Source organism: Micromonospora sp. NPDC005203 (assembly GCF_042872705.1).
Taxonomy (GTDB): Bacteria; Actinomycetota; Actinomycetes; order Mycobacteriales; family Micromonosporaceae; genus Micromonospora.
In genome coordinates this window covers 84,301-98,128 of sequence record NZ_JBIAKV010000001.1, presented here as the reverse complement: position 1 = coordinate 98,128, position 13,828 = coordinate 84,301, and the positions used below count along the sequence as shown (strand labels likewise).

At 68.7% G+C, this 13,828-nt stretch carries 7 protein-coding genes; all 7 read right to left on the bottom strand.

Annotation, left to right across the window (positions count from 1 at the left end; genetic code table 11):
• Positions 1-70: 70 nt before the first annotated feature.
• The 7 genes from ACFYPM_RS00475 to ACFYPM_RS00445 all read right to left on the bottom strand — a co-directional run bounded on the left by ACFYPM_RS00475 (position 71) and on the right by ACFYPM_RS00445 (position 13,477).
• Positions 71-3,760 (bottom strand): discoidin domain-containing protein, encoded by a 3,690-nt coding sequence (locus ACFYPM_RS00475; RefSeq protein WP_387189665.1) that lies wholly within the window; start codon positions 3,758-3,760, stop codon positions 71-73.
• Positions 3,761-3,948: 188 nt separating this feature from the next.
• On the bottom strand, positions 3,949-6,894 hold the full coding sequence (locus ACFYPM_RS00470; protein WP_387189662.1) for a discoidin domain-containing protein: 2,946 nt from the start codon (positions 6,892-6,894) through the stop codon (positions 3,949-3,951).
• A 139-nt stretch (positions 6,895-7,033) separates the two neighbouring features.
• Entirely contained in the window at positions 7,034-8,641 is a 1,608-nt protein-coding gene (locus ACFYPM_RS00465) for a glycoside hydrolase family 13 protein (protein WP_387189660.1), read from the bottom strand.
• 140 nt (positions 8,642-8,781) lie between these two features.
• Positions 8,782-9,669 carry a carbohydrate ABC transporter permease gene (locus tag ACFYPM_RS00460; protein ID WP_387189658.1) on the bottom strand — a complete coding sequence of 296 codons (888 nt, stop codon included), beginning with the start codon at positions 9,667-9,669 and terminating at the stop codon, positions 8,782-8,784.
• Positions 9,670-9,680: 11 nt separating this feature from the next.
• Positions 9,681-10,637 (bottom strand): carbohydrate ABC transporter permease, encoded by a 957-nt coding sequence (locus ACFYPM_RS00455; RefSeq protein WP_387189656.1) that lies wholly within the window; start codon positions 10,635-10,637, stop codon positions 9,681-9,683.
• 87 nt (positions 10,638-10,724) lie between these two features.
• Positions 10,725-12,104 (bottom strand): ABC transporter substrate-binding protein, encoded by a 1,380-nt coding sequence (locus tag ACFYPM_RS00450; RefSeq protein WP_387189653.1) that lies wholly within the window; start codon positions 12,102-12,104, stop codon positions 10,725-10,727.
• A gap of 368 nt (positions 12,105-12,472) precedes the next feature.
• Complete coding sequence (locus ACFYPM_RS00445) at positions 12,473-13,477, bottom strand: LacI family DNA-binding transcriptional regulator (protein WP_357243619.1); 1,005 nt, start codon at positions 13,475-13,477, stop codon at positions 12,473-12,475.
• Positions 13,478-13,828 lie beyond the last annotated feature (351 nt).

The following is a 13,828-nucleotide window of genomic DNA, read 5'->3' as shown; positions in this document are numbered from 1 at the left end:
GGTGCGGGTCGGCACGGCACGATGCCGCCGGGAGGGGTTAACCTCCCGGCGGCATCCGGTGCCGGCTGGATCAGTTGCGGTTGATGGTGAAGGTCGTCGTGGGGTTCTGGATGTCCACCGCGTTGTTGCTCAGCCGCAGGTTGGTGAAGGTGACCGACCCGACGGCCGGCCCCTGCCCGGCCTCCGGCATCGGGTTGGCCCAGATGGCGAAGCCGGACTTGGCGTCGTAGGCGTCACCACTCTTGCGCGCCCCGCTGATCGAGACGTTCGTGAAGACCGTGTCGGTGATCGGGTTCTGCGGCTGCCCGCCGACGTAGTTGGTCTGGAACATGATGCCGCTGTAGGTCGGATCGACGATGTCGACATCGCTGACCCGGATGCCCTGGAACACCTTCGAGGCGGAGAAGACCCAGATGGCCGGGAAGGTCTGCCCACCCCAGAAGTGCCCGCCGGCCCGCACGATCGAGATGTTCTCGAACTTCGTCGGCGGGCTGGCACCGAAGCCGTTCATCGGGTAGCCGAAGTCGAGCGAGCTGATGGTGATGCCGGAGTAGACCAACGTGTCCGCGATGTAGATGTTGCGGAACGTGTTGCCGTAGCCGCCGTAGACGGCCACACCGGCGGCCCGCCAGGTGAGGGTCGAGGTCAGGTTCTCGTAGACGTTGTCCCTCATGTCGGCGCCGCCCGCGTCGATGGCCGAGAACAGCGCGAAGCTGTCGTCGCCGGTGGCCCGGGCGTCGTTGTTGCTGACCAGGTTGTTGGTGCTCCCGTTGGTCATGTTGATGCCGTCGGCGAACATGTTGCGGATCCGGGAATTCTTGATCGTCATGTAGTCGGTGTTCGCGCCCCAGTAGAGGCACACCATGTGCTCGTTCCAGATGTTGTCGATCACGATGTTCGACACGTTGGAGAAGTCGAACACCTTGCCCGGACCGTCGATCCGCGAGGTGTAGTTGCCGAAGTAGGCGAAGTTCTTGAAGGACGAGTTCGCCGCCGAGTTCTCGGCCCGGAAGCCGATGTCGGTGTTGTCCTGGCCCGACGGGGCGTTGAACCGGGTGTACCAGGGGCCGGCACCGGTCACCTGGACCGCCTTGCCGTACACCTGGAACTTCGACGAGGTGGAGTAGTTACCGGCCGGCAGGTACACCCCGACCAGATTGCCGGTGGTGTCCATCCGCACCCGGTCCAGGGCGTTCTGCACGTCGGAGTGGGTGAAGCCGGTCGGCGTGGTGTAGCGCGCCGGGTCCGGGTTGGCGATCGGCGACACCTGCTCGGTGTTGATGAAGTCGATCGCGTAGTTGGTGGTGTTGGCCGAGTCCTTCTGTAGGCGGATCTTGCTGCCGGCCGGGACCGTCGAGTTGAGCATGACGTTGGCTTCGTCGTAGATGTGCCGTGGCCCGCCCGCGCTCGGCGAGTTGCCCGGGCTGGTCTCGTTGCCGTAGAGCCAGGCGTACCGGGACGTCAGGTCGATGGCCTTGTGGAACGTGCCGTTGACGTAGACGTTCAGCGTGGAGTTGATCCCACCGCCGCCCGGGGCGTCCGGGATGGAGAAGCGGGTGACAAGCGTGTTGGTGCTGGCCCGGGTGGTGAACTCGACGTAGCTGCCGGTCGAGTTGAGGGTCACCGCACGCCGACCGGACGCCTCGCCGGCCAGGTCGCCGACCTCCCGGTTCGGCCCGACGACGCTGGCGCCGCCGCCGACCGCGCCGTCCTCGGCCTCGTACATGTCGTACGGCATGTTGGCGCCGCGACCGACGAAGAGCGGACGGTCGCTGGTGTTGTTGGCCTGCTTGACCGGCAGCTCGTTGCCGTCGGCCGCGAGCACCACCCGGACGGTGTACTTGCCGTTCGCGGCGGTCCAGGTGCCCAGGTTGACCGGGCCGACCGTCGCGCCGGCGTTGATCACCCCGGCGTACGAGCCGGTCAGGGTACGGACCACGGTGCCGGACTCGTTGAGCACGGTGAGCGTGATGCCGTGCGAGCCGGACGCGGACGCCACAGTGCCGGCGTTGCGCACCGACACCGAGAAGGTGACCGTGTTGCCGGCCGACGGGTTGCCCGGCGACCAGGCCACCGACGAGGCGACCAGGTCCGACGTGGCGACCGCGCTGACCACCAGCGGGCTGGGGTTGGAGTAACTGTTGTTGGTGTCGTCCTGCTCAACGACGGTGTTCGACTCGTCGACCTTCGCGCTGAGCGGGTAGCTGCCCGCGTCCCGGGTGCCGATGCTGGCGCTGACCGTGGTCGAGGCGCCGGCCGCGAGGCCGCCGACCGACGCGGTGCCGACCCGGGTGGAGCCCAGGTAGAAGTTGACTCCTGTCGCGCCGGAGGCCGCCGAGCCCGCGTTGCGCACGGTCGCGGAGAGCGTGATGGTGCTGGTCTCCACGGGTGCCGACGGGCTGAACGACATGCCGGTCACGGTCAGGTCCGGGTTCGGCGCGGGGGTGCCGAAGACCTGGAACTCGGCCACCTGCCCGGCCGGGGCGCCGGTGTTCGAGGCGATCGAGAGCCGGACGTCGGCCGCCGCACCGGAGACCGGGATGGTCACCGTGTTGCCGCTGCCCGGGTTGAAGCTGTAGTTCGCCGCACCGGCCAGAGTGGTGAAGGACGACGAGCCCTGGTCCCGACCGAGCACGGTGATGTTCTGCGTACGGGCGCCCCAGGCCGAGTCCGGGTTCAGTTTCACCACGACCTGGCTGAGGCTGGCGTTCGCGCCGAGCTGCACGGTCAACGTGCTCGGGTTGCCGTTGCCCTCCCAGTACGTCGCCACGTTGTTGTCGTTGGCGTTGGTGGCCACGAACGTGTGCACGTACCCGGAGGCGGTGATCGGCTTGCCGACCGCCAGGTTGCTCCCGGTCGGCGGGTTGCCGGTGCCGGTCCGGGTCACCGTGTTGCTGTTCGACGACTGGTTGCCGGCCGCGTCCTTGGCCCGCACGTAGTACGAGACGGTGGCGCTGTCGGACTGACTGTCGGTGTAGGTGAGCGTCGAGCCGTTGACGCTGCCGCGTAGCGCGCCGCCCGCGTACACGTCGTAGCCGGCCACCCCGACGTTGTCGGAGGACGCCGACCAGGTGAGCCGGATCTGCCCACTGGCGGGCTGGGTGTACGCCAGGTTGCCGGGGGCGCTGGGAGCCTGGGTGTCGGTGCTGCCGGTGGCGCCGTACACCTCGACCTCGGAGAGCTGCGCGGCCGGCCAGCCGGTGTTGCCGGTGACCTGGACCCGTACGTAGCGGGTGCTGGCGGCGGTGAAGCTGACGGTCGCGGTGTTGCCGCTGCTCGGGTTGAAGGTGTAGCCGGCGGACGCCTTCAGGGTGCTGAAGGACGAGCCGTTGGTGGAGCCGAGCACCGACAGCGTCTGGGTGCGGGTCTGCCAGTCCGACGCGGGCGGCAGCTTGAGCACCACCCGGTCGACGCTGACCGTGGCGCCCAGGTCCGCCTGGATCCACTGCGGGAACGCGTTGTTGTTGCTCTCCCAGTAGGTCGAGGCGTTGCCGTCGTTGGCGTTGCCCGCCACGTAGTTCTGGTTGTAGCTGCTGGCGGTCATGGTGGCCGAGAGCCCGGCGAGCAGCGCCATGCGCGCGGCGGCCGCGGACGGGTCAGCCGCCGGTGCCGCGGTCGCTGCGGGGGTGACGACCGGGGCGGTGGCGAGGAGCATCCCGGCGAGTGCGCCGGCGAGGAGCCGCCGGCTGCGGGCGGTGCGGGGGACGGGATTGGGCGCGCCGCTCGGGGGCGTGCCTCGTCTGGTGTCGATACTGGACATGGGGTCGCTACACCTCTTTCGGGGGTGGGTGCGGGTGCGTTGCCCGGCGACGGGTGCAGGGGTACGCCCGTCGTTCCGCGACAGGTGGGGGACGGTGCGGGTGGGACGGGGTCGGCGGGCCGGGGCCGCGTCGCCCCGGAGCACCGGATCGGGTGGCCCCCCGCCCGGATCGGACGGGGGGACCCGGGCTAGCTGGAATAGACCTCGAACTCGCTGAGCTGACCCGCTGGCCAGCCGGTGTTGCCGGTGACGGTCAGCCGCAGGTACCGCTGGCTGGTCGCCGTGAAGGTCGCGGTGACCGTGTTGCCGCTGGCCGGGTTGAAGGTGTAGCCGGCGGACGCCTTCAGGCTGCTGAAGGACGAGCCGTTCGTGGAGCCGAGCACCGACAGCGTCTGCGTACGCGTCTGCCAGGCCGACGACGGTGGGAGTTTCAGCACGACCCGGGACACCGTCCGGTTGGTGCCCAGGTCCACCGTCACCGACTGCGGGAAGGCGTTGTTGGCGCTCTCCCAGTAGGTGTTCGGGTTGCCGTCCACGGTGTTGGCGGCGGCGTACACGTCGGAGTGGCTGGTCTCGGTGACCGACCGCCCGGCCGCCAGGTTGCCGCTGGGCGGCGGCGTGGTGGGCGGCGGCGTGGTGGGTGGGGCCGTGGTGGGTGGAGCCGTGGTGGGTGGGGCCGTGGTGGGCGGGGCCGTGGTGGGTGGGGCCGTGGTGGGCGGCGGGGTGGTCTGGGTGCCGCCGTACACCTCGACCTCGGAGAGTTGCGCGGCCGGCCAGCCGGTGTTGCCGGTGACCGTCACCCGGAGGTAGCGGCGGTCACCGGAGGGCAGACCGATCGACACGGCGTTACCCGAGCCGGGGGCGAACACCCGACCGGCGGACGACGCCAGGGTGGCGTACGACGAGCCGTCGGTGGAGCCGAGCACCGACAGCGTCTCGGTGCGTTGCTCCCAACCGCTGGGTAGCTTGAGCACCACTCGGTCGACCGATCGGGCCGAGCCCAGGTCGACGGTGACCGACTGCGGGAAGGCGTTGTTGGCACTCTCCCAGTAGCTGGCCGCGTTGCCGTCCACCACGTTGGTCGCCGTGTAGCTCTGGTTGGTGCTGGTCGCGGTCGCCGACCGGTTCAGCGCCAGGTTCCCCCCGCTGGTGGGCGGCGGTGTGGTCGGCGCCGGGGTGGTCGGTGCCGGCGTGGTGGGCCCCGGGGTGGTCGGCGGCGGCGTGGTGGGTCCGCCGCCCCACTGCGGGTTCGGCCACGGACCGCAGTACGGAGTCGACGTGTACCAGCCGGAGTTGCCGCTGCCCTGGGTGATCTGGAAGCCACCGCCCACGCAGTTGTGCATCGGGTTGCTCTGCGCGATGTTGGTGGCCCGCACGTTCGTGAAGGACACCTGGCTGGGTGCCTGCACCTGGAGCGCGTACGTGCCGGCGCCGTCGATCCGCACGTTGCTCAGGTTGATGCCGCTGGTCTGGCCCTCGATCCAGTGCAGCGCCGCATACGAGCTGTCCAGGATGTCGGTGTCGGTGATGTTGATGGTGGCCTGCTGGAACGACTCGTTCAGTGCGGAGAACCAGATCGCCCCGACGCCGAAGTTCCAGTTGTAGTCCGAGTTGCCGTTGCGGATCAACGTGTTCCGGGCGATCGTCCAGGTGCCCCGGACCGCGGTGTCGCCCTGCACACCCGGATAGCGGTTCGCGACGTGGATGCCGCCGCCGTTGGTGAGCGAGTCGGCAGTCACGTTGTCGGTGATCTTGATGTCCCGACCGCCGTAGCTGACCAGGTGGTTTGCCAGCAGGGTCACGCCGATGGTGTTGTGCGTGAAGGAGTTGTTGACGTTCGGCACGCTCTGCGCCCACATCGCCAACGCGTCGTCCCCGGTGTTTCGGACGAAGGTGTTCGTCACCGTCGAGTTGGTCACGCCGGTGTGGAAGTTCACCCCGTCCGCGGTCTGGTCCAGGATTCGACTGTTGCGGATCGTGAAGTTGTCCATCGGGCCGTCCATCCACGCCCCGACCTTGGTGTTCTCCAGCCACAGGTTGTCGACCACCGAGTTGGTCATCGCCCCACCCAGGGCGTTGACCTGGTCGTCGTCGATCCGCTCGCGGATGTCGCCGATGATGGCGAAGTCCCGCAGCGTCACGTTGCGGCTCGGCCCGTTCGCCTCGTGCGAGCGGACCGGGCCGGTGTAGCCGCCACCGGGGACGTACTTGCCGTAGATGCCGACGGACCGGTTCCGGTCGGTGGGGTGCCGGCCGCCGAGCACCGAGTACCAGGGGCCCGCGCCGCGCAGGGTCACCCCGTCGACCACCACGTGGTCCCAGAGGGTGAAGGTGCCGGTCGGGATCCAGACCGCCCGGCCCTGGGCCTTGCCGGCGTCGACCGCCGCCTGGAACTTCGCGGTCGAGTCGGTCGCGCCGCTCGGGTCCGCGCCGAAGTCGGTGACCACGTCGAGCACACCGGAGGGCTTGGTGATCGCCGGGGCGACCAGCTCGAAGTCGGCCAGGTCGATGGTGAACGAGGGCGACTGGGCGGTCGAGGAGACCTGGAACCGGATCTTCGTGCCGGCCGGCTGGGTGCTGCCGAACATCGCCCGGGTCTCGTCGTAGAAGTGGTGCGGAAAGGTGTCGCCCGGGTTGTTGTTGAACGGGTAACCGCCGTAGTACCAGCCGTACCTCGACGTCACCGGGACCGACTTCAGCAGCGACCCGTTGGCCCGCAGGTCGATGGCGGCGTCCCGGCCGGTGCCGGACGGGCTGTCCGGCAGGCTGTACCGGAAGGTGACCGCGTTGGCCGGCGCGGTGAGGGTGAACTCGACGTACTCACCGACGGCGTCGAGGGTGACCGCCTCCCGGCCGGACGCCTCGGACGGCAGCGTGCCGTAGCGCCGGTCCGGGCCGATCTTCGAGCCGTTGTGGGCGGCCTCCTCGGCCTCCTGCTCGAGAAACGGGACGGTGGCGCCCCGGCCGGAGATGTCGAAGGGGGACAACCCGGCCGCCGAGGCCGGAGTCGCGGTGCCGGTGACCGCGAGGGCGGTCACCGTTGTGGCGGCGAGCAGGGTGGCGGCGATGGCGGCCAACCCTGCGCGGGCCGGGTGTCGGAGGTGGTGCGGGGTGCCGGTGGTGTGGTTGGCCATGAGCTGCGCTCTCCCTTTCGTCAGGCAGGCCAGATCCCCCCGTGTCGGTGCGGTGGAACGCGTTTCCCCCGGTCCTCCTTTCCGTGGGTGAGGTGGTGCCGGCGGCCGGGACGGACCGCCGGCACCACCGCGAGCAGAGTCAGGTCGGGCCGGGTCCGTCCGCGGATTCCGTGGTACGCAGCCAGACCGCGGTGTCCGACGGCAGCAACCCGTCGTCGAGCGGCCCGCTGGCCAGCAACAACTCCCCCTGTGCTGGCATCGGCACCGCCTCGGCGGACAGGTTGACCAGGCAGCTGAAGCCACCGCCGCGGCTGAACGCGAGCACCCCGTCCGGGGCGGGCAACCAGGTCAGCTCACCGTCGCCGAGCGCCGGGTCGGCCCGTCGGGCCTGGATCGCCGCCCGGTACAGCTCCAGCATCGAGGCCGAGTCGCCGGTCTGCGCGCGGGCCGTCCGTTCCTTCCAGTCGGCCGGCTGGGGCAACCAGGGCGCCGCCGCGCCGTCGGGGCTGAACTCGAACGGCGGCTCGTCACCGGCCCAGGGCAGCGGTACGCGGCAACCGTCCCGACCCGGGTCGACACGGCCGGACCGCTCCCACATCGGGTCCTGGCGCAACGCGTACGGGATGTCCTCGACCTCGTAGAGGCCCAGCTCCTCGCCCTGGTAGACGTAGGCGGCGCCGGGCAGCGACAGCGAGAGCAGCGCGGCGGCGCGGGCCCGGCGGGTGCCCAACTCCAGGTCGGTGGGGGTCCCCTCGCGCTTGGCGGCGAAGCTGAACCGGGTGTCGGCCCGACCGTAGCGGGTGACGTGCCGGGTGACGTCGTGGTTGGAGAGCACCCAGGTGGCCGGCGCCCCGACCGGCGCGTGCGCGCTCAGCGTCCCGTCGATGCTCTCGCGCAGCGCCGCGGCGTCCCACGCGCAGCCGAGGAAGTCGAAGTTGAACGCGGCGTGCAGCTCGTCCGGGCGCAGGTAGTTGGCGAACCGCTGCCGGTCCGGCAGCCACACCTCGCCGATCAGTGCCCGGTCGGCGTACTCGTCGGCGACCCGACGCCAGCCCCGGTAGATCTCGTGCACCCCGTCGAGGTCGTGGAACGGGTGTTGCTGGTCCGGGTGCACCTCGGGCAGCGTCCCGTCCTTGACCAGCAGCCCGGCCGAGTCGATCCGGATGCCGTCCACGCCCCGGTCGAACCAGAACCGCAGGATGTCCTCGAACTCCGCGCGTACCCGGGGGTGGTCCCAGTTGAAGTCCGGCTGCTGCGGGGCGAACAGGTGCAGGTACCAGTCGCCGGGGGTGCCGTCCGGGTTGGTGGTGCGGGTCCAGGTCTCGCCGCCGAACTCGCCGATCCAGTCGGTGGGCCGCTGGTCGCCGTTCGGGCCCCGGCCCGGCCGGAACCAGAACAGGTCCCGTTCCGGCGCGCCGGGTCCACCGGCGATCGCCGCCTGGAACCAGGGGTGCGCGTCCGAGCAGTGGTTCGGCACCACGTCGACGATGGTCCGGATGCCCAACTCGTGTGCCTCGGCGATCAGCGCCTCCGCCTCGGCCAGGCTGCCGAAGACCGGGTCGATGTCGCGGTAGTCGGACACGTCGTAGCCGGCGTCGGCCATCGGGGAGGGATACCAGGGGCTGAACCAGATCGCGTCGACGCCGAGCGCGGACAGGTGGTTCAGCCGGGACCGGATGCCGGCGATGTCACCGATGCCGTCGCCGTTGCCGTCGGCGAAGCTCCGGGGATACACCTGGTAGATCACGGCTCCACGCCACCACGGACTTCTGTCAGCTGTGGACACGAGCACCTGCTTTCTGCGTCAGTACGTCGGCGGGTTCGCCGGACCTGGTTTTGTGTCGGGCGAACTGTCGTTGTTCGCCGCGCGGGAGGTTACGGTGCCGGCTATCCCTTGATGCTGCCCGTGGTCAGACCGGACATGATGTTGCGTTGGAAGATCAGGAAGACGATAACTGTCGGGATCGCGGCGATGACCGACGCGGCGATGACCACGTTCTCGGGCGTTCCGCCCGCGAAGGAGTAGATGCCGACGCTCACCGTCCGGGTCTCCGGCGAGGGCATGACCAGCTTCGGCCAGAGGAAGTCCTTCCAGACCGCCGTCATGGCCAGAATCGCGACGACGCCCAGGATCGGGCGGGACATCGGCAGAATGATCGACCAGAGCGTACGCAGCGATGTCGCCCCGTCCACCAGGGCAGCCGCCATCAACTCCTCCGGAATCGAGTCGAAGAACCGCTTCAACAGGAAGATGTTGAATGCGTTAGCCACCAGGGGCAGCCAGATCGCGAACGGCGAGTCCAGCAGGTTGATGTGCACGATCGGCAGGTCGATCACGGTTACGTACTGCGGGACGATGAGGACCATCGCTGGAATCATCAGCGTCCCCAGCATCAGCGCGAGGATCACGTTGCCGAAGACCGGCCGAAGCTTGGACAACGAGTACGCGGCAGCCGCGTCGAGGACGAGTTGGAACAGCACCGCGCCGATCGCGTAGTAGAACGTGTTGAAGAGCAGCTTGGCGAGTTCCAGGTTGTTCCAGGCGTCGATGTAGTTCTGCGGCTGAGGGTCCTTCGGAAACAGCGTCGGTGGGGCCTGCGCGATCTCCTGGCCGGACTTGAGCGCGCCGGTCACCATCCAGTAGAGCGGCCCGAGGAAGACGAGCGTGAACCCCGCCACGACGACGACCAGCAGCGTCCAGTAGATGATCCTGCCGCGCCCCCGACTGAGCTGGGCATGGGAGATGAGGGTCCGGGTGCTGGAATCCTGTGCCATTCCTCGCCGTCCTAGTCCTGTTTCGCACTCAGCCGCAGGTACACGGCGGAGAAGCCGGCCAGCACCACGAGCATGATCACGCCCAGTGCGGCGGCGCCGTTGAGGTCGTTCTGGAAGAACCCGTGCTGGTAGATGAGGTACGCAACAGTGGTCGCGGAGTCCTCCGCGCCCGCACCGTTGGCGAGGATCAGGGGCTCGATGAAGAGCTGCATCGTGGCGACGATCTGGATCATCGCCAGGAGCGCGAGGATCAGCCGGGTCTGCGGGATCGTCACGTGACGGATCCGCTTCCAGATCCCCGCGCCGTCGAGCTCGGCGGCCTCGTAGAGCTCGCCGGGGATGCCCTGCAGCGACGCCAGGTAGATGAGCACCGCGCCGCCCATGTTCATCCAGGTCGACGCGATCACCGTCGCCGGCATCGTCATGTCGGGCGACTGCATCCACTGCGAGGTGGGCAGGTGCAGTGCCTTGAGGATCGCGTTGAAGAGCCCGGCCTCGCTGGGGTCGTACGCGTAGAACTTGAACAGGTAGAGCGCGGAGGCGGGCGGCAGCATCACCGGCAGGTAGACCAGGATGCGCAGGTACCCCTTGGCGTGCCGGAACTCGTTGAGCAGGACCGCCACGAAGAACGGCACAGCGTACCCGAGGACGAGCGCGAGCACCGTGAAGTAGAAGGTGTTCTGCCAGGCCGTCCAGAAGCTGGGGTCGGCGATGATGCGGGAGTAGTTGTCCCAGCCCACCCAGGTCGTCTCGCCGCGCCGGGTCCGCTGGAAGCTCATCACGACGCCGCGGACCATCGGGTACCAGGAGAAGACGACGAAGCAGAGCACCGCGCCGATCAGGAACGCGTGCCCGGTGAGGTTGTCCCGTACCTTGCGGCCGAGGCTGGTGCGCTGCGGCCTCGCCGAGTACGGCGACGGCGGGCGGCCCGGTTTCCTGGTGGTCTCCGGGACGGTGGTGATCGCCAAGGCAACTCCTGGGTGAGTCGGTGACGTCGACGATGTTCCGCGGATGGCGTGGGGGCCGGCTCGGCGTCCCGGCCCCCACACGATCGGTCAGCTCTCCGCGGCGAGGAGCTGGTTGACCTTCTGCTCGGCGGTCTTGAGCAGCGCGTCGATATTCGCGTTCGGGTTGGTCAGCACACCGGACATCGCAGCGTCGAGCACCGCGTAGACCGCCTGTGCGTTACGCGGCTCACCCTTGATCGGCACCGGGGTGGCCTCGAAGAGCGCGAAGTTCGCGGTGTCGACGTTGGCATTCGCCTTACGCAGTTCCAGTTCCTGCTTCTGCGCCTCAGTGCCGTTGGCGAAGAGCAGCGGCTGGGGCAGACCCACCGGGTAGTTCTGCGGCTTGGCCCGGACGTAGTCGAACTGACCCTTGCCCGGGGTGAGCTTCTGGTACGCGACCCACTTCATGCCGGCCTTGACCTGCTCGGGGGAGAGGTCCTTCTTGAAGAAGTAGCCCTCGCCGCCACCGAGCGTCCCCTTCGCCGCGCCGTCCTGGCCCGGCAGCGGGCTCATCGCCCAGTCCTGGAACTTGCCCTGGAACTGGGTGACGATCGCCTGGGTGGCGTCCGGAGCGCCGATGAACATGCCGACCTTGCCCGCGCCGGCGTTCGTCAGCAGGTCGCCCCACTGCAGCAGCTGACGGGCACCCATGCTGTTGTCGCCGTACCGCATGTCCTTGATGTTCTGCAGGACCTGCTTGCCCTGGGCGTTGTTGAAGTCGGCCTTCTTGCCGTCCTCGGTCAGCACGCGGCCACCCTGCGAGTAGAGCAGGGAGGTGAAGTGCCAGCCGCCGGTGTTACCGGCGCTGTACTCCGAGTAGCCCGCGATGCCGTTGCCGAGTGCGGAGATCTTCTTGGCGGCGGCCCGGACGTCGGCCCAGGTCTTCGGCGGGTTGTTGGCGTCGAGCCCGGCCTGCTGGAACAGGGCCTTGTTGTAGACCAGACCCATCGAGTAGTTCTTGACCGGCACGGCGTAGAGCTTGCCGCCGTCGGTGAAGACCTCCTTGAGCGCCGGGTCGACGCTGTCCCAGGTGGAGATGTTGTCCTTGTTGGCGTACTGGGTGATGTCCATCGCCTGACCCGAGTCCAGCACCTGCTGGAGGTCGGTCATGTAGCCGTAGAACACGTCGGTCACGGTGCCACCGGCGAGGCGGGCGGTGAAGTCCGGCGGGTTGTTGCACTGCTCCCCGACGCTGACGCTCTTGACGACGATGTCCGGGTTCTGCCGCTGGAACTCGGCGACGTCGTCGTTCCAGTTCTTCAACAGCTCTTTCTGGGCGCCGACCGGCTGGCAGTCGACCGTGATGGTGACCTTGCCGCCGGCGGTCGTGTCCTTGTCGTCGCTCTTCGTGGAGCACGCCGTGAGGCTGAGCCCCAGGCCGGCCACGAGCGCAACCGCCGCAGCCTTTCGGTATTGCGGTACGGACATCTGTCCATCCCTTCGGGAACGGGTGACTCCAATGACCTTCGCTGATCTGCGGTGATACGACCTGACGCCCAGTAGCTGCGTCGGAGCCAGGTGTGAGTGGAGTCACTGTAGCGAGGGGGACTCATTTCAGCAAGGTATCGACCCTGTTCCGAAAGGACACGACGTGATTACGGCAGATGTTGGCAAGGTCGTGAAAGCAGCCAGAAATACCGGCCTTTGACCCGTTATGAGGGGGCATTCGGACAGGTCGATGCTGCTCGACGTTCACAGCGACGAGAACGGCCGCCGACCGCCCGGAGCGGTCGACGGCCGAAGGCGTCGGGTGAAACGTTCGCTGACCAGGAGTGGGCAGCGGGGCAGGGCGGTCGTTAGCGGCCGGGGGCGGGGGCGGTCGAGCCGCGGACCACCAACTCGGGCTCGAACAGCAACTCGTCGTGCAGCACGCCGGCACCCTCGATCTGGGTGACCAGCAGGTCCACGGCAGCCTGCCCCATCGTCTCGATCGGCTGCCGCACCGTGGTCAGCGGCGGGTCGGTGCACGTCATGAACGCGGAGTCGTCGAAGCCCACCACCGACACGTCGGCCGGCACCGAACGCCCCAACCGCCGGGCCGCACGGATCGTGCCCAACGCCAGTACGTCGCTGGCGCAGATGATGCCGGTCACGCCGCGCTCGACCAGTTTCGTCGCGGCGACCCGCGCACCCTCCATGGAGAAGCTGGACCGCTCGACACACTCGGCGTCGGCCTCGTCCCAACCCGCGGCCTGGATCATCGCGTCCAGCTTGCGGCGGGACGGCACGTGCCCCTCCGGGCCGAGCACCATCCCGATCCGTTCGTGCCCGAGCGAACGCAGGTGCCCGTACGCCTGCTCGACCGCGACCGCGTCGTCGGTGGAGACCCGTGGGAACCCCAACTCGTCCACGCCCGCGTTGACAAGCACGACGGGAAGGCCCCGGTCGGTCAGTCGACGGTAGTGGTCGTGTCGTGCGTCGGCGAGCGCGTACGAGCCACCAGCGAAGATCACCCCGGAGACCTGGTGGTCGAGGAGCATCTCCACGTAGTCCATCTCGGACACGCCGCCGATGGTCCGGGCGCAGAGAGCCGGGGTGTAGCCCCGCTGGGCGAGGGTCCCGGTGACGACCTCGGCCAACGCCGGGAAGATCGGGTTCTGCAACTCGGGCAGCACCAGCCCGACCAGCCGGGCGCGTTCGCCACGCAGCTTGGTCGGCCGCTCGTAACCGAGCACGTCGAGCGCGGTCAGCACGGCGGTCCGGGTAGCCTCGGAAACCCCGTCACGGCCGTTGAGCACCCGACTGACGGTGGCCTCGCTGACGCCCGCCTTCTTGGCAACTTCAGTCAACCGCTTGGTCACGGTCGTAATCGTACGTCACCGCGATGAAAGAAATGAACAGCAAAATGCGCAGCGTTTGCTGTCCGACTGCCGCACTCTTCCCATCCACCACCATTCCGACGGGCTGAATCGGTACTCGGCGGCGGAGTCCGCGCGCCATCGACACCAGGTCGCACCGCCCGAGCCTTGATCCACTCGGCTTTCATGATGTCGCGGTGTCAAACGGCCACGGACACCGCGACTTCCATGAGGGCGAGTGGATCACGGGCGGCACGGCACGGGCGGCACGGCACGGGCGGCACGGCACGGGCGGCACGGCACGGGCGGCACGGCACGGGCGGCACGGCACGGGCGGCACGGCACGGGCGGCAC

Bases quoted from the DNA above. Each gene is read 5' to 3' on its own strand.
- ACFYPM_RS00475 (WP_387189665.1), bottom strand. From the start codon at position 3,760: ATGTCCAGTATCGACACCAGACGAGGCACGCCCCCGAGCGGCGCGCCC.
- ACFYPM_RS00450 (WP_387189653.1), bottom strand. From the start codon at position 12,104: ATGTCCGTACCGCAATACCGAAAGGCTGCGGCGGTTGCGCTCGTGGCC.
- ACFYPM_RS00460 (WP_387189658.1), bottom strand. From the start codon at position 9,669: ATGGCACAGGATTCCAGCACCCGGACCCTCATCTCCCATGCCCAGCTC.
- ACFYPM_RS00470 (WP_387189662.1), bottom strand. From the start codon at position 6,894: ATGGCCAACCACACCACCGGCACCCCGCACCACCTCCGACACCCGGCC.